The sequence below is a fragment of the Burkholderia pyrrocinia genome (genome assembly GCF_003330765.1).
In the GTDB taxonomy this organism is placed as follows: Bacteria; Pseudomonadota; Gammaproteobacteria; order Burkholderiales; family Burkholderiaceae; genus Burkholderia; species Burkholderia pyrrocinia_B.
Genome location: NZ_CP024902.1, coordinates 1,879,269 through 1,902,939 on the forward strand (window position 1 = coordinate 1,879,269; position 23,671 = coordinate 1,902,939).

General features: G+C 72.0%; 9 protein-coding genes. 8 read left to right on the forward strand and 1 reads right to left on the reverse strand.

The genetic code is table 11. From position 1 onward, the window contains the following. Positions 1 to 38: 38 nt before the first annotated feature. From CUJ89_RS09100 to CUJ89_RS09120, 5 genes are read left to right on the forward strand one after another with little or no spacing between them, the layout of a single operon-like run. Positions 39 to 1,058: a TauD/TfdA family dioxygenase gene (locus CUJ89_RS09100; RefSeq protein ID WP_114177038.1), complete on the forward strand. Its 1,020-nt coding sequence runs from the start codon at positions 39 to 41 to the stop codon at positions 1,056 to 1,058. Continuing rightward, positions 1,048 to 1,896 carry an ABC transporter ATP-binding protein gene (locus CUJ89_RS09105; protein ID WP_114177039.1) on the forward strand — a complete coding sequence of 283 codons (849 nt, stop codon included), beginning with the start codon at positions 1,048 to 1,050 and terminating at the stop codon, positions 1,894 to 1,896. The genes CUJ89_RS09100 and CUJ89_RS09105 overlap by 11 nt, the downstream gene beginning before the upstream one ends. Further along, positions 1,893 to 3,983 carry a Fe(3+)-hydroxamate ABC transporter permease FhuB gene (gene fhuB, locus CUJ89_RS09110; protein ID WP_114177040.1) on the forward strand — a complete coding sequence of 697 codons (2,091 nt, stop codon included), beginning with the start codon at positions 1,893 to 1,895 and terminating at the stop codon, positions 3,981 to 3,983. Before CUJ89_RS09105 ends, fhuB begins: the two co-directional genes overlap by 4 nt. Further along, positions 3,980 to 4,780 carry a siderophore-iron reductase FhuF gene (fhuF, locus tag CUJ89_RS09115; protein ID WP_114177041.1) on the forward strand — a complete coding sequence of 267 codons (801 nt, stop codon included), beginning with the start codon at positions 3,980 to 3,982 and terminating at the stop codon, positions 4,778 to 4,780. The genes fhuB and fhuF overlap by 4 nt, the downstream gene beginning before the upstream one ends. Continuing rightward, complete coding sequence (locus tag CUJ89_RS09120) at positions 4,777 to 5,829, forward strand: ABC transporter substrate-binding protein (RefSeq protein ID WP_114177042.1); 1,053 nt, start codon at positions 4,777 to 4,779, stop codon at positions 5,827 to 5,829. Before fhuF ends, CUJ89_RS09120 begins: the two co-directional genes overlap by 4 nt. Before the next feature lie 162 nt (positions 5,830 to 5,991). Here CUJ89_RS09120 and CUJ89_RS09125 read toward each other — a convergent pair whose 3' ends face one another. Then, positions 5,992 to 7,737, reverse strand: a complete 1,746-nt coding sequence (locus CUJ89_RS09125; protein WP_114177043.1) for a cyclic peptide export ABC transporter — start codon at positions 7,735 to 7,737, stop codon at positions 5,992 to 5,994. A 269-nt stretch (positions 7,738 to 8,006) separates the two neighbouring features. Between CUJ89_RS09125 and CUJ89_RS09130 the strand changes: the two genes are divergently transcribed. Genes CUJ89_RS09130 through CUJ89_RS09140 form a run of 3 tightly spaced genes read left to right on the forward strand, consistent with a single transcriptional unit; the run spans position 8,007 to position 23,667 of the window. Then, positions 8,007 to 17,672, forward strand: a complete 9,666-nt coding sequence (locus tag CUJ89_RS09130) for a non-ribosomal peptide synthetase (protein ID WP_114177044.1) — start codon at positions 8,007 to 8,009, stop codon at positions 17,670 to 17,672. Between the two features lie 9 nt (positions 17,673 to 17,681). Then, positions 17,682 to 22,673 carry a non-ribosomal peptide synthetase gene (locus CUJ89_RS09135; RefSeq protein ID WP_114177045.1) on the forward strand — a complete coding sequence of 1,664 codons (4,992 nt, stop codon included), beginning with the start codon at positions 17,682 to 17,684 and terminating at the stop codon, positions 22,671 to 22,673. Then, positions 22,663 to 23,667: a GNAT family N-acetyltransferase gene (locus CUJ89_RS09140; protein ID WP_114177046.1), complete on the forward strand. Its 1,005-nt coding sequence runs from the start codon at positions 22,663 to 22,665 to the stop codon at positions 23,665 to 23,667. The genes CUJ89_RS09135 and CUJ89_RS09140 overlap by 11 nt, the downstream gene beginning before the upstream one ends. Positions 23,668 to 23,671 lie beyond the last annotated feature (4 nt).

Genomic DNA, 23,671 nt, shown 5'->3' on the forward strand with positions numbered 1-23,671 from the left:
CGCCGCGTTTCCGGCGCGCCACCTGAAGAGGACGTTGCATGACCCTGCTTTCGTTGCCGACGCTCGACGACCTGCGTATCGAGCCGGGGCTGCCCACCGTCGTGTCGCCGCGCGGCAGCGACGGCATGTCGATCGACGACGTCGCGCCGCTTGCGCGCCAGATCGCGGCCGACACGCTCGAACGGGCGGGCGGCGTGCTGTTCACGGGCTTTCACGTGCCGTCGATCGACGCGTTCCAGCAGTTCGCCGCGTCGTTCGGCGATCCGCTGATCGGCTATGAATACGCGTCGACGCCGCGCAGCCAGGTCGAAGGCGCGGTCTACACGTCGACCGAATACCCGCCGCACCGTGCGATTCCGCTGCACAACGAGCAGTCGTATACGCGCGAATGGCCACTGCGGATCTGGTTCCACTGCGCGCTCGCGGCGCCGCAGGGCGGCGCGACGCCGATCGCAGACAGCCGTGCCGTCTACCGCGCGCTCGATCCGGCGCTCGTCGCACGCTTCGAGCGGCGCGAGCTGCTGTACGTGCGCAATTTCGGGCAGGGGCTCGACCTGCCGTGGCAGCAGTCGTTCGGCACCGACGAGCCGGCCGAGGTCGAACGGATGTGCGCGGCGCGCGGCATCGAATGCACGTGGCGTACCGACGATGACGGCGAGCTGCTGCTGCGCACGCGCGAACGCTGCCAGGCCGTCGCACGCCATCCGCGCACCGGCGACCGCGTGTGGTTCAACCAGGCGAACCTGTTTCACCTGTCGGCGCTCGACGACGACATGCAGGAAGCGCTCGTCGATGCGGTCGGGCTCGAGAACGTGCCGCGCAACGTGTATTACGGCGACGGCGAACCGCTCGAAGCCGACGCGCTCGCGGAGATCCGCGGCGTGCTCGACCGGCAGCGCATCGTGTTCCCGTGGCGGACGGGCGACGTGCTGATGCTCGACAACATGCTGACCGCGCATGCCCGCGATCCGTTCGAAGGGCCGCGCAAGGTCGTCGTCGCGATGGCGCAGAGCTACACGGTCCCGCGCGCGGCCGAACGGAGGACCGATGACGCGTAGTCCCGCCGCGCTTGCCGCGCGCGGGCTGACGGTAGGTTATCGCGACCATGTCGTGATCGACGGTTTGGACCTGTCGATCGCGGCCGGCCGCGTTACCGCGCTGTGCGGTCCGAACGGCTGCGGCAAGAGCACGCTGCTGCGCACGCTCGCGGGCCTGCAGCCCGCGCGTGCCGGCCATGTCGAAGTCGACGGCAAGCCCCTCGCGTCGTTTCGCCGTCGCGCGCTCGCGCGCGAGCTGACGATGCTCGCGCAGTTCAACCAGATTCCGTCGGGCCTCACGGTGCGCGAGCTCGTCGCGTATGGGCGCTATGCGTATGGCGGCTTCCTGCGCGGGCTGTCGCGGGCCGACCATGCAGCGATCGACGAGGCACTCGAGACGAGCGGCCTCGCCGACGACGCGGGCCGCGACGTCGGCGCGCTGTCGGGCGGCGAGCGCCAGCGTGCATGGATCGCGATGGCGCTCGCGCAGCAGGCGCCGATCGTGCTGCTCGACGAACCGACGACCTATCTCGACATCCATCACCAGCTCGACATCCTCGATGCGCTGCGCGCGCTGAACCGCGTGCGCGGGCTGACGATCGTGTGGGTGCTGCACGACCTGAACCAAGCGGCCGCGTACAGCGACGAAATCGTGCTGATGCGCGCGGGTCGCCTCGTCGCGCAGGGATCGCCCGACGCGATGCTCGATCCGGCGCGACTGCGCGCGGCGTTCGGCGTCGAGATGCTGAAGCTCGCGCATCCGCAGACGGGCGCGCCGATGTGCGTGCCGGCCTACGGGCCGTCGACCGTCGGCACGCCGCATGCGGCCGGCGTCTTCGACCGGGATCTCGCCGTATGACGACGTTCGCGATGCGCAAGCGCCTCGCGGCGACGGGGCAGGGCGCGACTGCGGGCCGGGCCGGCGCGATCGCGATCGGCCTCGTCGCGCTGATCGCGGCACTCGCGGCGCTGCGCGTCGCACCCGATCTGCGCGTGTGGTGGGACGCGACGCCCGGCAGCGACGCCGCTGCGCTCGCGCACGTGTTCCTGTTCGACCTCAACCTGCCGCGTGTCGCGGCCGCGCTAGTCGCGGGCGGCTGCCTCGGCATCGCGGGCGCGCTGTTCCAGTCGCTCACGCGCAATCCGCTCGCGTCGCCGGACCTGCTCGGCGTGACGGGCGGCGCCCAGCTCGGCCTGCTCGCCGCGATGCTCGTGCCGGCGCTGGCGGGCGTCGCGTCGGTGCCGCTGCTGTTCGTCTGCGGGCTGGCTGCCGCCGCGTGCGCGATCGTCGCGGCCGGCGGCTGGCGCGCAACGCCGTTGCGCCTGGTGCTCGCGGGCAGCGTGTGCATGCTGCTGTTCGCCGCGCTGTCGACACTCGTGCTCGCGTTCTTCGAGCAGAACATCGCGGGCGCCGCGCTGTGGACCAACGGCAGCCTTTACCAGCCCGGCGCGACGGGCCTCGCGCTCGCCGCGCGCTGGCTGGTCGTGCCGGTTGTCGCGCTGCCGTTCGTGATCCGGCCGCTGAATCCGCTCACGCTCGGCGACGATGCCGCGGCCGCGGCCGGCGTGCGCGTCGATGCGACGCGGCTCGCCGCGACGATCGTCGCGGTCGCGTTTACGAGCGTGGCCGTCAGTATCGCGGGCCCGCTGTCGTATGTCGGCCTCGTCGCACCGAACCTGCTGCGCCAGGTGCGCGGTGCGCGCGCGGCGCGCCTCGGCGTGCTGGTGCCGCTGTCGGCGCTCGCGGGCGGTGCGCTCGTGCTGGTCACCGACAGCGCGGTGCTCGCGTCGGGCCTCGACGCGACGCTGTCGACCGGTGTCGCGATCGCGCTGGTCGGCACGCCGCTGATGCTCGCGATGATCCGGCGCGGCGCCGCGTGGTCGGGCGTGCTGCATGCGGAAGCCGAACGCACGGCCGGCGGCGGCTCGACGCGGCTCGTCGGCTGGCTCGAACGGCTCGGCTGGCCATTGCGCACGGCGCTGTTCGTCGTGGCCGGCGCACTCGTGGTTTTTGTCGGCGTGTCGGCCGGCCCCGAATGGCTGTCGCCCGCGCGCTGGTCCGCCGCGCTCGCCGGCCACGATGCGCTCGCGCGGATGCTGATCGACCTGCGCATGCCGCGCCTGCTGTGCGCGCTCCTCGCGGGCGCGCTGCTGGCGGTCAGCGGCGTCGCGATGCAGAGCGTCGTGCGCAATCCGCTCGCCGGCCCCGAAGTGCTCGGCGTCACGCAAGGCGCGGGGCTCGTCACGCTGTTCGCGCTGTCGACGTGGCCGCTGCTGGGCCACGTGACGCTCGCGGCCGCTGCGCTGATCGGCGGTGGACTGTCGCTCGCCATCACGCTCGCGCTGAATCATCGGCATCGCTATGCGCCGCTCGCGGTGGCGCTGACGGGCATCGTGATCGGCGCGTTGTGGACGACGCTCGCGCAATGGCTGATCACGCAGGAAAGCGTGCAGCCCGCGCGCTTCGTCGTGTGGCTCGTCGGCGGCACCTATGGCCGAAGCTGGGGCGAGGTGTCGATGCTGCTGCCGTGGTGCGTGCTCGCGGTGCCCGTGTTCGCGTGGCTCGCGAGACCGCTCGACATGCTCGCGCTCGGCGACGACCAGGCGGCCGCGCTCGGCCTGCCGGTGGCCGCGCTGCGGCCGCTCGCGCTGACGATCGCGACGCTCGCCGCATGCGCGGCCGTCGCGGCGGTCGGGCCGGTCGGCTTCATCGGGTTGATGGCGCCGCACGTCGCGACGATGCTCGGCGCGCGCCGGCATCGCACGCGGCTGTGGCTCGCTGCCGCCTGCGGCGCGCTGATCCTCGGCGTCGCGGATCTCGCGGCCCGCACGGTCGTCGCCCCGCGCGAAGTGCCGGCCGGCGTGCTGACCGCGCTGATCGGCGCGCCGTACCTGCTCGGTCTGTTGATCCTCGAAGGGCGCCGCGCCCGGCGCGCGGGACGATGACGGCGCCGTTCGACGGCGCGCGTGCCACGCGTTTCTCGGCGTTCGCGCCCGAACCGTTTGCCGAATATCTCGACGTCGTCTGGCTCGGCATGCCTGACGACGCGCACGCGCCGGGCCGGATCGTCGTGCCCGCCGCCGCGTTGCCCGAGCACCGCGACGCCGTGCTCGGCGCGATGGTCCGCCATTACGGCGGCGATCCGGCGCAGCATGCGCGCGCGCTGATGTCGCAATGGAGCAAGTACTACTTCGGCCGCGCGGCGCCGGCCGGCGTCGTCGCCGCGCTGACGCTCGGCCGGCCGCTCGACATGGCGCCCGAGCGCACGTTCGTCGCGCTCGACGACGGGATGCCCGCCGCGCTGTATTTCGCACAGGACGCGCTCGGCGCGCCGTGCGACGATCCCCAGCCGCGCTACGCGGGGCTCGTTGCGCATCTCGGCGCGGTGATCGACCTGCTCGCGGCGATGGGCCGCGTCACGCCGCGCGTGCTGTGGAGCAACGCCGGCAACCTGCTCGACTATCTGCTCGACACCTGCCGTTCGCTGCCGTGCGCGGCCGATCCCGTTCGAGACGCGGACTGGCTGTTCGGCACGGCCTGCGTCCGCGGCGAGCCGAATCCGCTGCGCGTGCCCGTGCGCGACGCCGTGCCGCGCTCGCCGCTGCTGCCGACGCCGTTTCGCGCGCGCCGTGTGTGCTGCCTGCGCTACGAAATTCCTGGAGAAACGCAACTGTGTGGAAGCTGCCCCCTGCTACTGACGATGGACGACGCGGCGCTGGCCGAGCAGGACGCGATCCGGTGACGCACGCGGGCCGCCGGCACGCGCTGCGCGCACTCGCCGCCGCGTGCTGCGGCGCGTTTCTTGCACCGGCGACTGCTGCCGCTGCCGTTGCTGCTGTCAGCGACGCACCCGGTGTGCCGCGCGCGCATGCATCGGGCGGCGTGTCGCTTGCCGGCAATCCCGTCGTGTCGCAGGCGAGCGCGACGATGCCCGTGCGGCCGCAGCGCGTGGTCGCGCTCGACTTCATGTTCGCGGAAAGCGTGATCGCGCTCGACATCGTGCCGGTCGGGATGGCCGATACGGCGTTCTATCCGGGCTGGCTCGGCTACGAGAGCGACCGGCTCGCGCACGTGACCGACATCGGCTCGCGGCAGGAGCCGGGGCTCGAGGCGATCGCGGCGGTCAAGCCCGATCTCATCATCGGCGTCGGCTTCCGGCATGCGCCGATCTTCGACGCGCTCGACCGGATCGCGCCGACGATCCTGTTCCAGTTCAGTCCGAACGTGTCCGACGGCGGCGTGCCTGTCACGCAGCTCGACTGGATGCGGCAGATCTTCCGGACGATCGGCACGGTGACGGGGCGCGACGCGCGCGCGCAGGCGGTCGATGCGCAACTCGATGCCGGGATCGCGCGCAATGCAGCGCGGCTCGCGGCGGCGGGCCGCAAGGGCGAGCGCGTCGCGCTGCTGCAGGATCTCGGCTTGCCCGACCGTTACTGGGCCTATACGGGCAACAGCACGTCGGCGGGTCTCGCGCGTGCGCTCGGGCTCGATCCGTGGCCGAAGAAGCCGACGCGGGAAGGCACGCTTTACGTGACGTCGGCCGACCTGCTCAGGCAGCGCGACCTGGCCGTGCTGTTCGTGACCGCCTCGGGGATGGAGGTGCCGCTGTCGGCGAAACTCGATTCGCCGGTGTGGCGCTTCGTGCCCGCGCTGCGCGATCACCGGATCGCGCTCATCGAGCGCAATATCTGGGGGTTCGGCGGCCCGATGTCGGCGCTGAAGCTGGCCGACGTGATGACCGCGACGATGCTGAAGCTGCCGGCCGCGCGGCGAGTGCGTGGCGGTTGATCGGCGGATGACGCCGTTTTGACGGGCAGGGCGTTGTCGTCGGCTTGACGATGGGCGGCCTCGGCTGTTCTTTTCCGCCCCGCGTCGGCAACATTCTCTTCTGAACCGAACACCGCCGATGCGCGCTCATTGCGGCGCGCGTCGGCGATTTCCATTGAGCGCTTACGCGCTCAGCACGTCTACGCCGTCCTGCACGCGCGAACGCGCGGGCGTCGTATCGCTGACGATGCGCCCGTTGTCGAGCTTCAGCAGCCGGTCGGCGAGATCGAAATAGCGGTCGTCGTGCGTGATCACGATCACCGCCTTGCCGCGCGCGCGCAGCTCGGGCAGCAATTGCTCGTAGAACACGGCCTTGAACGACGGATCCTGGTCGGCTGCCCATTCGTCGAACAGGTAGAACGGCCGGTCCTCCAGGTACGCGACAACGAGCGCGAGCCGCTTGCGCTGCCCGGTCGACAGCGCACGGGTCGAGAACGCGCCGTCGACCACTTTCACCTTGTGGTCGAGCGCCAGCTTCGCGACGAGCGCGTTTGCGCGCGCATCGGCCTGCGCACGGGACGGATCGTCCGGGTCGACGATGCCGAGCAGCGCATCGAACAGGTGGAAATCGTTGAATACAGCGCTGAAGCGCTGCCGGTACGCGGCGCGCTCGCGCCAGCCGATCGTCCGGCCGTCGACTTCGATCGCGCCTTCCTCGGGTTCGTAGAGGCCGGTCAGCACCTTCGCGAGCGTCGTTTTGCCGCTGCCGTTGCCGCCGACGATGAACACGAGCTCGCCGGGCTTGATGGTCAGGTCGATCGGCCCGATGCTGAACATTCGTTCGTCACGCTCGTGGAAATACGCGTGCGTGACGCCGCGCAGCGTGACGGGGCCGGCCGGCGACACGTCGGGTGCGTCGGTCGCGGGCGGCACCGTGCGCAGCGCGCCGAATTCGGCCATCACGCCTTCGATCCGCGTGAGCGATACACGCGCCGCGTTGACGGTCGGCAGGTTGTTCAGGAGTCCGTCGAGCGGCACGAGCATGAACAGGAACACGACGACGTAGCCGGCCGCCGCACCCGGGTCGGCATGCACGCCGAGCTGCGGCCAGAACGACGCCACGCCGAGGAACACATAGAACAGGAAGATGATCCAGCCGACGCCGACCGCGTACGCGCTGAACGCGCGGCGGCGGTGGTCGCGCACTTCGCCGATTGCGGCGCCGAGCTGACCGTCGACGAACTGGCGGGCGCGCGCATCGTGCAGCTTCAATTCCTTCGCGCCGGAAAACAGCGAACCGAGATAGCCGAACAGGCGGTCCTGCGCGTGGCCGGCCGCTTCGAGCGACGCGATCGCGCGGCGGTCGCCGGTGTGATAGCCGAGCGAGCCGGCAATGATCGCGGCCAGCGCGAGCACGCACACGGGCCACGACAGCCACGCGAGATAGCCGAGGCAGCCGAACACGATCGAGCCGTGCATCACGAGATTCGGCAGCGCGAAGAACAGCATCGACACGTTGGTCGCGTCGTCGGTCAGCACCGACTGCACGGGCGCCGCGCCGATCCGCTCGATGTCGCGCAGTTCGGCCGCGCCGACGCGCCGCGCGAGATGCACGCGCAGCTGCGCCATCGTGTCCTGCGACAGACGGGCAAACAGCGTGCCCGACACGATCCGCGTGACGAGCGCGATCACCGCGCACAGCGCGAAGCGCCACGCGAGCGACGCATCGGCCGCGCCCGGTTGCGCGAGCGCGCGGTTCAGCGTCGCGACGAGCAGCACGCTCGCGATGCCGTTCAGCACGCACGCGGTGAGTGCAAACACGAGCGGCGCGCGGCTTTCGCGCAATAGCGCAAGGATCAGGCGCGCCGCGGGGCGGGCAGGAGAGGCGTCGAGGGACGGCGGGGAAGAGGGCTCGTGGGCGGCTGTCATCGGCAACGTCGGTAAAGGGAAGGCAAGCGAAAACGCGGAACGGCAAAACGGACGTGAAAGCGGCGGACGGGGCGCACCCCGTTGCGGCTTTCCTTCCTGATAGACGAACGGGCCGCGCAAATATTTAGCAGCGCCTTCAAAAAAACCGCCGTACACACTTTGAGCGCAAAACGGTAAAAAATCGGCCGCGCCGTTCGTCACACCAGTGAAGCCGCCTCAAGCGGCCCCGAGACTTGGCCGTAGCGGCCGGACCGAAGGATTTCACGCACATGACGAGTTTCCCGACTGCGCTGCATCACCGAATCCGCGAACTGGCGCGCGTCGCGCCCGACGCACCCGCAATCGCGGCACCTTTCCAGAATGACTTGCGCCTGTCGCGCGGCGCGCTCGACGCGCGTGCGTCGCGGCTGGCCCGGCAACTGCGCGCGGCCGGTGTCGGCGCGGAAGTGCGGGTCGGCGTCTGCGTCGAGCGCTCGTGCGAACTGTTCGTTGCGCTGCTGGCCGTGCTGAAGGCCGGCGGCGTGTTCGTGCCGCTCGACACGCGTCATCCGGCCGCGCGCCTCGACTGGATCGTCCAGGATGCGCAACTGCGTCACGGCATCGTCGACGAAGCCGGTCGCGCGGCGCTCGGCACGCCGTTCGAACACGCGTTCGACGCGGCAGCCGAAGCGGCGGGCGAGCAGGACTTCGCGGCCACTGACGACGAGGTGCCCGTGCACCCGCGTTCGGCCGCGTACATGATCTATACGTCGGGCTCGACCGGCACGCCGAAGGCGGTCGTCGTCGAGCACGGGCCGCTCGCCGCGCACTGCGACGCGCTCGCGGCCGCGCTGCCGATCGAGGCCGGCGACCGTCTGCTGCATTTCGCGTCGGTCAATTTCGACGCCGCCCATGAATGCTGGCTCGCGCCGCTCGCGGTCGGCGCCAGCGTGACGATAGCGCCGCCGCAGCCGTTCGCGCCGGACGCCGCGCATGCGCTGATGGTGCGCGAATCGGTCGGTGTCGCCGCGTTCCCGCCCGCGTACCTGCGCGAATTCGCGGCTGTCGCCGCGCGCGACGGCGTGCCGCCGGCATTGCGCGTGCTCGCGTTCGGCGGCGAAGCGCTGCCGCAGCAGGCGTTCGAATTCGTACGTCGCACGTTTCCGTCGGTACGCCTGATCAACGGTTACGGGCCGACCGAGGCCGTGATCTCGCCGATGCTGTGGCCGGTCGAGCCGGGCGAGACGCCCGTGCTGGCCGCTGACGACGCATATGCGTCGTTGCCGATCGGCCGTGCGATCGGCCCGCGCGTCGCGCGTATCGACGCCGGTGATGCGGGCGAAGCGGGCGAGCTGCTGCTCGGCGGCGTCTGCCTCGCGCGCGGCTATCACGGCCGCCCGGCGCTGACGGCCGAACGTTTCATTCCCGATCCGGACGGTGAACCCGGTGCGCGCGTCTACCGCACGGGCGACCTCGCACGGCTGCGCGACGACGGCGCATTCGATTATCTCGGCCGCCTCGACGACCAGGTCCAGGTGCGCGGCGTGCGCGTGGAGCCCGCCGAAATCGCCGCGTGCCTGCGCTCGCATCCGGCCGTGGCCGACGCGGCCGTAGTGGCCGAAGCCGGCAACGGGCCGACGCGGCTGATCGCGTGCGTCGCGCTGCGCGCGGCGGCCGACGATGCGGCGCTGAAGGCACACGTGGCCGCGCAACTGCCGGCCGCATGGCAACCGCACCGGTTCGTGCGCTGCGATGCTCTGCCGTATACGCTGAACGGCAAGATCGACCGCGCCGCGCTGCGCGAGCGGATCGCCGCCGCGCGCGACCTGACGCAAGGTGCCGGCGACGCGCCGCGCACGCCGACCGAACAGCAGATCGCGACGCTCTGGCAGACGCTGCTGGGCCTCGACGCCGCGCCGTCGCGCGATGACCGCTTTTTCGCGCTGGGCGCCGATTCGCTTGCCGCGATGCAGCTGCAGGCCGCGATCCGCGCTGCATTGCGCGTGAACCTGCGGCTCGACACGCTATTTGCCGATCCGGCGCTCGCCGAACTGGCCGAGACGGTCGATCGTTCGGAACGCGAGACCGGCGAGCCGCTGGCCGCCATTTCCGCACGCCGCGCGACGGCCGATGCGGCCGCATCGGGCGCACCGCATGTCGACCGTGCGGCGTCGCTCGCCCAGCAACGTTTCTGGGTGCTCGCGCAAACGCGTGACGCGAGCGCTGCCTATCACATTGCCGCGCACTGGACGATCGATGGCGTGCTCGAGCGCGATGCGCTGCAGCGCGCGCTCGATCACGTGATCGAACGGCACGAAGCGTGGCGCACGACGCTCGTCGACAACGACGACGGCGTCGTGATGCAGCGGATTCATGCGCATCTGCCGGTGTCGATCGCCGAGATCGACCTGCGTGACCAGCCGCCGGCCGCGCGCGATGCGCAAGCGGCGCGTCTCGCCGAGCACGACGCGGCCGAACCGTTCGACCTCGCACACGGCCCGCTGCTGCGCGCGACGCTCGTCGTGCTGGCCGACGACCGTCACCGCCTGCTGCTGACCGCGCATCATGCGATCACCGACGGCTGGAGCTCGCGCTGCGCGTTCGACGAACTGTCGGCCGCCTACCGCGCGGTTGCCGAAGGCCGCGAACCGTCGCTGCCCGATCTGCCGATCCAGTACGCCGACTACGCGGACTGGCAGCGCGACATGTTGGCCGGCGGCGAGGGCGAACGCCAGCTCGACTACTGGCGCGGCGCATTGCGCGACGTGCCGGGCCCGATCGCGCTGCCGGTCGACCGCCAGCCGGGCGCCGCGCGCACGCTGCAGGGCGCGCGCGTGTCGGTGCGACTGCCCGACGCGGTCGCGGCCGACGTGCGGCAACTCGCGCGCGACGCGCAGGCCACCGTCTTCACGGTGCTGCTGGCCGCGCTCGACGCATGGCTGTCGCGCCTGACCGGCGCAACGGATATCGTCGTCGCGGTGCCGGTCGCGCATCGCCAGCGCGCCGAAACGCGTGCATTGCTCGGGCTGTTCCTGAATACGGTCGCGCTGCGCGTGCGCGTGGCGCCGACGCTGCCGTTCCGCGCGCTCGTCGACGCGGCGCGCACGGCGGCGCTCGACGCGGTCGCGCACCAGGACGTGCCGTTCGAGCGCGTCGTCGATGCGGTGAAGCCGCCGGTCAAGCGCGGCGACGAATGGCTGCGCGTGAAATTCGCGCAGCAGTTCGACGCGCGGCACGACAGCGTGCTGCCCGGCGCAACGGCGGTCGCGACGCCGGGCCCCGATCTCGCCGCGCGCTTCGACTTCGCGCTGGATTTCACCGACGACGCAAACGGGATCGAACTGGTCGCGGCCTATGCGACCGACTGCATCGACACGGACACCGCACGTGCCTGGCTCGACAGCTATGCGGCGCTCGTCGGCGTGGCCGCGCACGATCCGCAACGCACGACGGCCGCGCTGCCGTGCGACGCATCGGCCGCATCGCGCCAGCCGCGCGACGGCCGTGCGCTGCGCGTCGAGCATGCCGACATCGTCGCCGCGTTCGCGCGGCAGGCGGCCGCTTATCCACATCGCGTCGCGCTCGCCGATGCGTCGGCGTCGCTGACGTTCGCCGAACTCGACGACGCTTCGAACCGCATCGCGCATGCGCTGACACAGCGCGGTGTGGCCGCCGAAGCGCCGGTCGTCGTCTGCATCGAACGATCCGCGTGCTTCGTCGTCGGCCTGCTCGGCGCGCTGAAGGCCGGTGCGCTCGCCGTGTTGCTCGATCCTGCGCAGCCGGCCGCACGACTCGCCGCGGCGGCGGCCGACTGCGGCACGCGCTGGGCGCTCGTCGCGGAGACGGCCGCGTGGCCGGCCGGCATCGACGCGCAACCGCTCGACGTCGACACGCTCGCGCAGGACACGACGCTCGCGCATGCGGCCGGCGTGCGCGTCGCGCCGCATCCGGAACAGGGCGCGTACCTGATCTATACGTCGGGCTCGACCGGCACGCCGAAAGGTGTCGTCGTGTCGCACGGCGCACTGGCCGACTACGTGCAGGGGATGCTCGACGAACTCGCGTTCGCACCGGACGCGTCGTTCGCAATGGTGTCGACCGTCGCGGCCGACCTCGGCCACACGACGCTGTTCGGCGCGCTGTGCGCGGGCCGCACGCTGCACCTGCTGCCGGCTGCATGCGCGTTCGATCCGGACGCATTCGCGGACGAGATGCGCCGCCGCGACGTCGGCGTGCTGAAAATCGTGCCGAGCCACCTGCAGGCGCTGCTCGACGCACGCGTGCCGGCCGGCGTGCTGCCGCGCCACGCGCTCGTGACGGGTGGCGAAACGCTCACATGGGCGCTCGTCGCGCGCGTGGCCGCGCTCGCGCCGGCCTGCCGCGTGATCAACCATTACGGGCCGACCGAAGCGACGGTCGGCGCGATCGCCTGCGACACGGCGTCGATCGCCGCCGATGCGCGCGATCCTGCGAGCGGCGTGCCGCTCGGCCTGCCGCTGCCGAATGCGCGCGCGCTCGTGCTCGACGCGTTCGGCGCGTGCGTGCCGGCCGGTGCGACGGGCGAGCTGTATCTGGGCGGGCCGGGCGTTGCGCGCGGCTACCTGGGGCGCCCGGCACAGACCGCCGAGCGCTTCGTGCCCGATCCGTTCGCGTCCGGCGCGCGGCTGTATCGCACGGGGGACCGCGTGCGGTTGCGCGCGGACGGCCGACTCGCGTTCCTCGGCCGCATCGATGACCAGGTGAAGATCCGCGGCTACCGCGTCGAACCGGGCGAGGTGAGTGCGGCCGTGCGCGCGGCCGGCACGATCGCGCAGGCCGAAACGCTCGCGATCGACCACGACGGCCGCCTGCGGCTCGCGACCTTCGTCGTGATGCGCGACGGCGCGGCGTTCGACGAGGCCGCCGTGCGCGCGGCGCTCGCCGCGAAATTGCCCGACTACATGGTGCCCGCGCAGTTCGCCGCGCTCGCGCGCCTGCCGGTGACCGCGAACGGCAAAATAGATCGCGCTGCGCTGCGCGATCTGGCTGCCGCTCCGGTCGTAATCGCATCCGGCGACGCGCCGCAGGGCGCGGTCGAAACGGTGCTCGCCGAAGTCTGGCAGGCCGTGCTGAAGGCGCCGCAGGTCGGCCGCGACGACAACTTCTTCGAACTCGGCGGCGATTCGATCCTCGTGCTGCAGGTGATTGCCCGTGCACGCAAGCGCGGCGTGCGCTTTACGCCGAAGCAACTGTTCGACGGCCCGACGGTGGCCGAACTCGCACGTATCGCGAAGACGGATGATGCCACCGCCGCTGCGCAGCCTGCGATCGCAGCCGCAACCGCAGTGGCGACGCCGGCTGCCGCGCCAATCCTGACGCCCGCGCAGCAGCGTTTCTTCGCGCTCGACGTCCCGCAACGCGGCCACTGGAACCAGTCGGTCGCGTTCGACGTGCGCGGGTCGTTCGACGCGGACGCGTTCGCGCGCGCATTCGACGCGTTGTTGACGCATCACGACGCATTCCGCCAGCGCTTCGCGCGTGGCACCGACGGCACCTGGCACGCCAGCGATGCCGCCAAGCCGTACGACGCGCTGCCGTTCGTCGAAGTCGCCGCACGCGACGAAGCCGACGCGCTCGCACGCTTCGATGCGTTGCAGCGCCGTCTCGACCTCGGGCGCGGGCCGCTCGCTTGCGCGTGCGCGGCACGGCTGCCGGACGGCTCGACGCAGCTCTATCTGGCGATTCACCATGCGATCGTCGACGGCGTATCGTGGCGCATCCTGCTCGACGACCTCGACACGGCGTACCGCGCCGCATGCGAACGCACGTCGGCCCGCCTGTCGCAGCCAGGCCTGCGCGCGGACGCATGGGCCGCACGGCTCGCGCGCGCTGCGACGGAACCGGCATCGCCGTTCGCGGCCGAGGCCGCGTACTGGGCCGGCATGGCGCAGGGCGACGACCTCGTGCCCGATCATCCCGACGCAGCGGCGACCAACGCCGATGCGGCCGTCGTCGTGCAGACGATCGACGCGGCCTTGACTCGCGCGGCGCTGGCCGATGCGCACGCGGCCTATCGCACGCAGACGATCGAACTGCTGGGCGCGGCGCTCGCGCTGGCGCTGGCCGGCGTGCGCGGCGCCGCATCGTGCCGTATCGAACTGGAAGGACACGGCCGCGAGGCGCTGTTCGACGACGCGGATGCCAGCCGCACGATCGGCTGGCTGACGAGCCACTACCCGGTGACCTTGCCGGTCGCGGCGACGGCGCGCGACACGCTGTGCGCGGTCAAGGACACGCTGCGCGCCGTGCCGCACAAGGGGCTTGGCTTCGGCGTGCTCGCACACTACGGCGATGCGGCGACGCGCACGGCGCTGGCCGCCGTGCCGCGCCCGCGCGTCACGTTCAACTATCTCGGCCAGTTCGATGCGCCGCGCGATGCGATGCTCGTGCCGCGTTTCGGCGGCACCGGCGTCGAGCGCGACCGCCAAGGGCCGCTCGGCAATGCGCTCGCGATCCATGCGTACCTCGATACGGACCGCGACGGCGCACGCACGCTGAAACTGCACTGGGTCTATGGCGCACCGCAGTTCGAGCGCGCGACGATCGATGCGTTCGCCGAACGCTTCGCGGCCGCGCTGCGGGAACTCGTTGACGCCAGCGCATCGCGCGTCGCGCATCGCGGCGGTGGCGCGACACCGGGCGATTTTCCGCTCGCGCAGGCCGCCGGCCTCACGCAGGCCGCGATCGAACGCGCGCCGCTCGACTGGCGCGCGATCGACGACGTTTATCCGCTGTCGCCGATGCAGCAGGGCATCCTGTTCCATGCGCTGTTCGCGCCCGGCCACGCGAGCTATGTGAACCAGCTCGTCGCCACCGCGACCGCGCTTGACGCAGACCGGCTCGCGGCCGCGTTCGACGCGTCCGTCGCGCGCCACGACATCCTGCGCACGAGCGTGATGCCGGACGAAGCCGCGCCGCTGCAGTGCGTGCATCGCCACGCGCAGATGCCGGTCGAACAGCTCGACTGGCGCACACGCGGCGACACGCTCGACGCCGATTTCGACGCATGGCTGGCGGCCGACCGCGCACGCGGTTTCGACTGGCGCGAGCCGCCGCTGATGCGGCTCACGCTGATCCGCGTGACGGACGACGCATGGCGCATCGTATGGACGCGTCACCACGTGCTGCTCGACGGCTGGAGCACTGCGCGCCTGCTCGGGGACGTGCTGCGCGACTATCGCGACCCGGACGCGGTGTCGCCGTTCGCCAGCCGCCCGGCGCTGCGCTACCGCGACTTCATCGCATGGCTCGGCACGCGCGACCGCGACGCCGACGAGCGCTTCTGGACCGACCGCCTCGCACGGCTCGATGCACCGACGCTGATCGCGGAACGCGCGGCCGACCGCGCGGACGCCGAGATGGTCACGTGGCGCGCGACGCTCGGTGCGGATGCGATGACGCGCGTCGCGCAGACGGCGCGCGCACTGAAGCTGACCGTCAACACGCTGGTGCAGGGCGCGTGGGCGCTCGCGCTGCAGCGGATGACGCACCAGCCGGCCGTCGCGTTCGGCGCGACCGTCGCGGGCCGTCCCGATGCGCTCGCGGACGTCGACACGGTGCTCGGCCTGTTCATCAACACGCTGCCGGTGATCACGGCGCCCGCGCCGCAGCAGCGCGCGGCCGACTGGCTGCAGGCACTGCAGCGCGACAACGCGGCCGCCGCCGAACATGCGCACACGCCGCTCGCCGACATCCAGCGCTGGGCACGCGGCGCGGGCGGCGCACTGTTCGACACGCTGGTCGTGTTCGAGAACTACCCGGTCGACGACACGGCGCGCGACGCCGATCCGCGTGCGCTTGCACTGAGCGGCGTGCACAGCATCGAAGCCACCGATTTCGCACTGACGCTCGTGATCGAAAGCGGTGCGGAGCTGACGATCGACTACGGCTACGACACCGCACGCGTCGATGCGCGCCAGGTCGAGACCTGGCACCGTGCGTTCGCCTGCGCGCTCGATGCGCTGGCCCGCACGCCGGACGCGCTGCTCGGCACGCTGTCGATCGCCGACGACGCAACACGCGACGCACTGGCGCTGGCGCAGGACATCGCGCGTGCGTGGCCGGCTTCGCAACGGCAGCCGCTGCACCTGCAATTCGCCGAAGCAGCACGGGCGACGCCCGAGGCGATCGCGCTCGAATACGCGGACATTCACGGCGGCGTGCATCGCGCGACCTATCGCGAACTCGACATCGGCACGTCGCGCATCGCGGCCGCGCTGCGCCGGCGCGGCGTGCGGCCCGACACGCCGGTTGCACTGTGCGTCGAGCGTTCGTTCGACATGGTGATGGCGCTCGTCGGCGTGCTGAAGGCCGGCGCCGCGTATCTGCCGGTCGATCCCGACTATCCGGCCGAGCGCATCGCCTACCTGCTGCGCGACGCGCGGCCGGCCGTCGCAATCACGCAGGCTCACCTGCGCGAGCAGGTCGACGCCGCGCTTGGCGACGGCACCGCGACGCAGTTGCTGACGGTCGCGGACCTGCTCGCCGATGACGTGGACGACGCGCCTGCGGGCGTCGCCGCCGCGATCGACGATGCCCGGCTCGCCTACCTGATCTATACGTCGGGTTCGACCGGCAAGCCGAAGGGCGCGGGCAACACGCACGGCGCGCTCGCGAACCGGATCGCGTGGATGCAGGACGCTTACCGGCTGACGCGCGACGACGTCGTGCTGCACAAGACGCCGTTCGGCTTCGACGTGTCGGTGTGGGAATTCGTGTGGCCGCTGGCGATCGGCGCGAAGCTCGCGATCGCCGCGCCCGGCGACCATCGCGATCCGGCGCGTCTCGCGGCCGCGATTCATGCGCACGGCGTGACGGTGCTGCATTTCGTGCCGTCGATGCTCGCCGCATTCGCCGCGTATCTCGACGATTTCCCGGCCGCCGCGCAATGCGACAGCGTGCGCCTGATCGTCGCGAGCGGCGAGGTGCTCGCGCCCGAACTCGTCGCGAAGCTGGCACGGCTGCTGCCGAACGCGACGCTCGTGAACCTGTACGGGCCGACCGAGGCTGCGATCGACGTGTCGCACTGGACCTGCGGCCCCGACGACGCGAACGCGGCCGCGGTGCCGATCGGCCATCCGATCGCGAACCTGCAACTGCACGTGCTCGATGCCGCATGGCAGCCGGTGCCGGCCGGCGCGACCGGCGAACTGTATCTCGCGGGCGCGGGCCTGGCGCGCGGCTATCTCGGCCGTCCGGCGCTGACCGCCGAGCGCTTCGTGCCCGATCCGTTCGTGCCGGGCGCGCGCATGTACCGCACGGGCGACCTCGCGCGACGGCGCGCCGACGGCGCGCTCGACTACCTCGGCCGTGTCGACACGCAGGTGAAGCTGCGCGGCCAGCGGATCGAGCCCGGCGAGATCGAAGCGCTGCTGCGCGCGGCACCCGGCGTGAACGATGCGGTCGTGATCGTGCGCGACGAACAGCTGATCGGCTATGTCGCACGCGGTGACGCGGGCCCGCTCGATCGCGCGGCGCTGCTCGACGCGTTGCGCGCGCAATTGCCGGCCTACATGGTGCCGTCGCAACTGATCGAACTCGACGCATTGCCCGTCACGCCGAATGGCAAGTGCGACCGCCATGCGTTGCCCGCGCCGGTGCGCGAAGCGGCCGACGCCGTCGAACTGGCGACCGATACCGAACGCGCGCTCGCGGACATCTGGCAACGCGTGCTGCACGTGGACGCGATCGGCCGAGACGGCGATTTCTTCCTGCTCGGCGGCCATTCGCTGCTTGCGACGCAGGCCCACGCGCAGGCGAACCTGCACTGGGGGCTTGCAATGCCGCTGCGCACACTGTTCGACACGCGCACGCTGGCGCGCTGCGCGGAAGCGATCGACGCGGCCTGCGCGGCGCGCGGCGTAACCGATGCGGCGAGCGCGATCGACGCGCTGCTCGGTGAACTGGAAACCCAATAAGGACGACGGATGACGAAGGTTCAACCCGACTGGCTCGCGCTCGCAACGCGTTTCGCGCAACTGCCCGACGCGCAGCGCGCGGTCTTCATCGACAAGCTCGGCACGGCCGGCATCGACTTTCGCGTGCTGCCGATCCCGCCGCGCACGCCGCGCAGCGACCGCGTACCGGCGTCGTTCGCGCAGACGCGGCTGTGGCTGCATGCGCGGCTGATCGATGCGCCCGACGCGTATCACATCACCGAGCGTCTGGCGCTGACGGGCCCGCTCGACGCGCATGCGCTGCGTCTCGCGTGCGACGCGCTGATCGCGCGCCACGAAGCGCTGCGCACGACCTTCGACGAAGCGCAGGACGGCGGCGCGCAAACGATCCACGCGCCGTTGCGCTGCCCGTGGCGCGAAACGGATCTCGAAGCGCTGCCAGACGCGCAGCGCCTCGCGCGCGCGGAGGCCGTCGCGACGGCCGACGAAGCCGAACCGTTCGATCTCGGCGCGGCGCCGCTCGTGCGCGCGCACCTGTTGCGCTTCGATGCGACGCATCACTGGCTCGCGCTGACGGTGCACCACATCGTGTCGGACGGCTGGTCGTCGGGCGTGATGCTGGAGGAACTCGCGGCGTTCTATCGCGCGTATGCGTCGGACAAACCGGTGGCACTCGCGCCGCTGCCGATCCAGTACGCCGACTACGCGCTGTGGCAGCGTCGCTGGCTCGACGCCGGCGAACGCGATCGCCAGCTCGCGTTCTGGCGCGAACGGCTCGATCCGCAACGCGGCGTGCTGACGCTGCCGGGCGCGACCGCACGCCCGGCGCGCCGCAGCGCGCGCGGCGCGCGTCACGTGTTTTCGCTCGACGCGCGGGTCGGTGCGCAACTGCGCGCATTCGCGGCGGCATCGGGCGCGACGCCGTTCGCGGTGCTGCTGGCGGCCCTCGATGCGCTGCTGGCGCGTGCGACCGGCGATGCGCGGATCTGCGTCGGCGTGCCGGCCGCGAACCGCGAACGCGCGGAGGTCGCCGGCCTGATCGGCTTCTTCGTCAACACGCTTGCCATCGACGTCGACGTGCCCGCGCACGGCGATTTCTCGTCGCTCGTCGCGCGCACGCAGCGCGCACTCGTCGACGCGCAGATGCATCAGGACGTGCCGTTCGAGCAGGTGGTCGATGCGCTCGGCGTGCCGCGCAGCGCGAGCCATCATCCGCTGTTCCAGGTGATGGCCGCGTATGGCGAGCGCCGTGCGCTGCCGGCGCTCGGCGCGGCGTCGGCCGCGCTGCTGCCGTCCGGCACGCCGTCCGCGAAATTCGACCTGACGCTCGCCGTCGAGGCGACGCCGGACGGCACATTCGACGCCGCATTCATCTACGCGCTCGACCTGTTCGATGCCGATGCGATCGCACGGCTGGCCGCGCGCTTCGTCACGCTGCTCGGCGATGCGCTCGCGCGCCCCGACATGCCGGTCGGCGATCTCGACTGGCTGCCCGCCGATGAGCGTGCGCAACTCTTTGCATGGAACGCGCCGGCGGGCGCGACCGAAGCCGAACCGTTCGTGCCCGTGCACGCGCGCATCGCCGCACATGCATGTGCGCGGCCCGACGCACGCGGCGTCGCCGATATCGATCGCGCGCTGACGCGTGGCGAAGTCGACGCGCGTGCGGCGCGCCTGGCGCGCCAGCTGGTTGCGGCCGGCGTGCGGCCGGAAATGCGTGTCGGGGTTGCGCTGCAGCGCTCGGTCGACCTGCTCGTCGCGCTGATCGCGGTGCTGAAGTCGGGCGCCGCGTTCGTGCCGCTCGATCCGGCCCATCCGCGCGAACGGCTCGCGCAGATCGTCGGCGATGCAAACATCGCGCACGTACTGGCCGACGGTGCGAGCGCCGCGTCGCTGCCGGAGCTGCCGGCACTGCGCGTCTGGCGCGCCGATGAAATCGATGCGCTCGACGAAGCCGCGGAAGTCGCGCTGCCCGATGTGCAGCCCGGTCACGCGGCTTACGCGATCTACACGTCGGGTTCGACCGGCAAGCCGAAGGGCGTGATCGTCGACCATGCGTCGTTCGCGCTGCATTGCGCGGCGATTGCCGAGCGCTATGGCGCGGGCGAGCAGGACGTGTTCCTGCTGTTCCAGTCGGTCAACTTCGACGGCGCGCACGAAGGCTGGTTTTCGCAATACATGTCGGGCGCCGCCGTGTCGGTGACGGCCGACGTGCTGTGGCCGCCCGCGCAGACCTGCGCGATGATGGTCCGCGACGGCGTGACGATGACCTACGTGCCGCCCGGCTGCGCCGCGCAGCTCGCTGAATGGGCACTCGCGCACGGCGCGCCGCCGACGCTGCGTTCGCTGACCGTCGGCGGCGAAGCGACGTCGCGCGAGGCGTTCGCGATGCTGCGCCGTGCGCTGCCGAACGTGCGCGTGGTCAACGGCTACGGCCCGACTGAGACGGTCATCACGCCGACGCTGTGGATGTTCCGGCCCGGCGACGATCTCGCGAAGCTCGGCGACGCCGCGTATCTGCCGATCGGCACGCTGGTCGGCGCGCGCACCGCACATGTGCTCGACGAGCGGCTGCATCCGTTGCCGGTCGGCGTGATCGGCGAGCTGTATCTGGGCGGCGAGGGGATCGGCGTCGCGCGCGGCTATCTCGACCGCCCGGCGCTGACGGCCGAGCGCTTCGTGCCCGATCCGTACGGCGCACCGGGCGCGCGCCTGTACCGCACGGGCGACCTCGTGCGGCGCCGCGCGGACGGCGTGTTCGACTTCATCGGCCGCGTCGACCACCAGGTGAAGCTGCGCGGGCTGCGCATCGAGCTTGGCGAGATCGAGGCACAGCTGGCCGCGCACGACGCGGTGCGCGAAGCGTGCGCGGTCGTGCACGGGCAGGGCGCGCACGCGCAGCTCGTCGCGTATGTCGAGCTGACCGCCGACGCGCGGGCGGCCGCGCAGCCGATCGAAGCCGCGACGCTCGACGCGCACCTGCGCCGCACGCTGCCCGACTACATGGTGCCTGCGCAACTGATCGTGCTCGACGCGCTGCCGCGCAATGCGAACAGCAAGGTCGATCGCGCGCGGCTGCCGGCGCCGGTGCGCGTCGAGCGCGCGTACGAAGCACCGCACGACGGCGATGAAGCCGCGCTCGCGGCGATCTGGCGCGACGTGCTGAATCTCGAGCGCGTCGGTCGCGGCGATCACTTCTTCGATCTCGGCGGCCATTCGCTCGCCGCCGTGCGCGTCGCGACGCGCGTGGCCGAACGGCTCGGCCGCGACGTGCCGGTGCGCGCGCTGTTCGAAGCGCCCGTGCTCGCACAGTACGCGCTTCAGGTGGCCGACGCGCCGAGCGCCGCGCATGCCGGCGCCGCGGCGCCCGGTGTCGCGGTTGCCAAACCCGACGCGCACGGCGTGTGGCCGCTGTCGCCCGCGCAGCTCGGCCTGTGGTTCCTGTGGCGCGCGCAGCCGAACAACGCTGCGTACAACATTCCGGTCGCACTGCGCATGCGCGGCCCGCTCGACGTCGATGCGCTGCGCACCGCGTTCTCGGACGCGGCGGCCGTGCATCCGGCGCTGCGCACGCGGCTCGTCGCCCGCGACGGCGCGCTGCCGGGCCAGCGGATCGACGCGGCGGCGCCGGTCGCGCTGCCGGTCGTCGACCTGTCGGTGCAGCCCGACGCGCTCGCCTGTGCGGCGGCACTGACCGACGAGGATGCACTCGCGCCGTTCGACCTCGCGGCCGATGCGCCGCTGTGGCGCGCACGCGTGCTGCGGCTCGGCGCGGACGACCACGTGCTGTCGGTGACGATCCATCACATCGTGTCGGACGGCGAATCGATCGAGCTGTGGCTCGACGCGGTTCGCGCACGCTATGTCGCCCGCGTGCACGGCAGCACGGTGCCGGCCGCAGAAGCCGTCCAACTGGCCGTGCCGCTCGTGCTGCCCGCGCCGTGCCATCCGGCCCGCATCGCGTACTGGCGCGACGCGCTGGCCGATCTGCCGTCGCGCGTGCTGCCTCAGCGCGCAGACGCTCCGGCCGTGCCGCAATGGCGCGCAGCACGCATCGCGTTCGAATTCGACGCGCCGCTGATCCGCGCCGCGCGCAACGCCGCGTCGGCCGCGCACGCGACGCTGCCGATGCTGCTGCACGCGGCGCTCAATACCGCGCTGTTCCGCGCGACGGGCCTGGCCGACCAGCCGGTCGGCGTGCTCGCGTCGACGCGCGCGCTGACGGGCGACGCGGCACGCGATGCGCTCGGCCTCTTCATCAATTCGGTCGTCGTGCGCACGCGGATCGATCCGGCCGCCCGCCGCGCGGATGTGCTCGCGCAGGTGCGCGACACGGCGCTCGCCGCGTATGCGCATGCCGACGTGCCGTTCGCCGACGTCGTCGCAGCGCTGCGCGTGCCGCGGGCCGCGCAGGCCAATCCGCTGTTCCAGGTGATGTTCAACTACCTGCGCCCGACGGGCGCCGCTGAGCGCGACTGGGCCGGCCTGTCGCTCGCGGCATTCGACGACGTGCGCCATCGCGTCGTGTTCACGCTGGAGCTGGACGTCGTCGAGCATCCGGACGGCGGCGTGAGCGCCGCGTTCTCGTATGCGGACGAGCTGCTCGACGGCGGCTTCGTCGATGCGCTCGTCGATGTCTATCACGACGAAGTCGCGCGCTTCGCCGGTGCGTCGGAAGCGGCGCTCGGCGCGCCCGATGCGCGTGCCGTCGCGCCGGCGGCCTGCATCGCACAAGCAAGCGGCGACGCACACGCCGCCGCACCGTTACGTGCGCTGCACGCGGCTGCCGCGCTCGCGGCGCTGTGGTCGGACACGTTCGCGACGGCCGCGCCCGAGCCCGGCGCAGACCTGTTCGAAGCCGGCGCGACGTCGTTCGATGTCGTGCGCTTCGTCGACGCGGCCGGACGTGCCGGTTACGCGCTGACGGTCGCTGACGTGTTCGCGTCGCCGACGCTCGCGGCACTCGGCGCGCGGCTCGATGCGCGGACGGAAACGGGACAGGAGGAGCGCCATGCTGGCTGAAGTGCGTCCGGACGGATTCACGATGCTCGATACATACCGTCTCGCATTCGCGGACGGCCTGTTCGCCGCACGCGACGGCGCGGAGATCCGCGTCGCGCAGGGCGACGGCATCGGCGCGCAGTTGCTGCGCGCGCAACTCGCGGACGACGGCACGCTGCGCCTCGTCGCGTACAACCATCGCGCGGCGCCGGCCGACCAGCGGCGCGCGCTGCTGGCCGCGCTGGCCGCCGCGTTTTCGGACGGCGCGCAGCACGCGGCGATCCGGCTCGATCCGGCGGCGTGGCCGGCGGTGGCGCTCGATGCGCTGCGCGCGAGCGGCGTGCTCGCCGACGGCGGTCGCTGCGTGCGCGACGGCTGGGCGCAGCAGGCCGATCTGTGGCTCGTCGGCCCGCATCTGCCGTGCGCGACGCTGCCGATGTTCACCGACGGCCGGCGTCACCCGCGCCGGCCGCCCGCGCCGCGCGGCGACGTCTACGCGCGCGACCTGCCGGCGCTTGGCGTGCGCTTCACGCTGCGCGGCTGGCAGCCGGCGGAGGACACCGAGCGGCTCGCGCGCTGGTTCGACGAGCCGCGCGTGCGCGACGGCTGGCCGGGCGCGCAGCCCGACGCCGATCCGCACGTGACGCCGCTCGTCGGCTGTTTTGACGGCGAACCGTTCGCGTATGTCGAGGCGTTCTGGCTGAAGGAGGACGCGCTGGCGCCGCACGTCGCGGCGCGCGATTACGACCGCGGGCTGCGGATGCTGGTCGGCGAATCGCGCTGGCGCGGCCCGCATTGCGTCGCGGGCTGGCTGCCGTCCGTCGTGCATTACCTGTTTCTCGACGACCCACGTACCGAAGCGGTCGGCTGTGCCGTTCCGGCCGGCCACGCGCGGGTTGCCGACCATCTCGCGCGGCATGGCTTCGCGCGGCAGCGCCGTCTCGCGCTGGCCGACGCGCAGCCGCTGTGGATGCGCACGCTGCGCGAGACGTTCTTCTCCGGCCGTCACGTCTGACGGG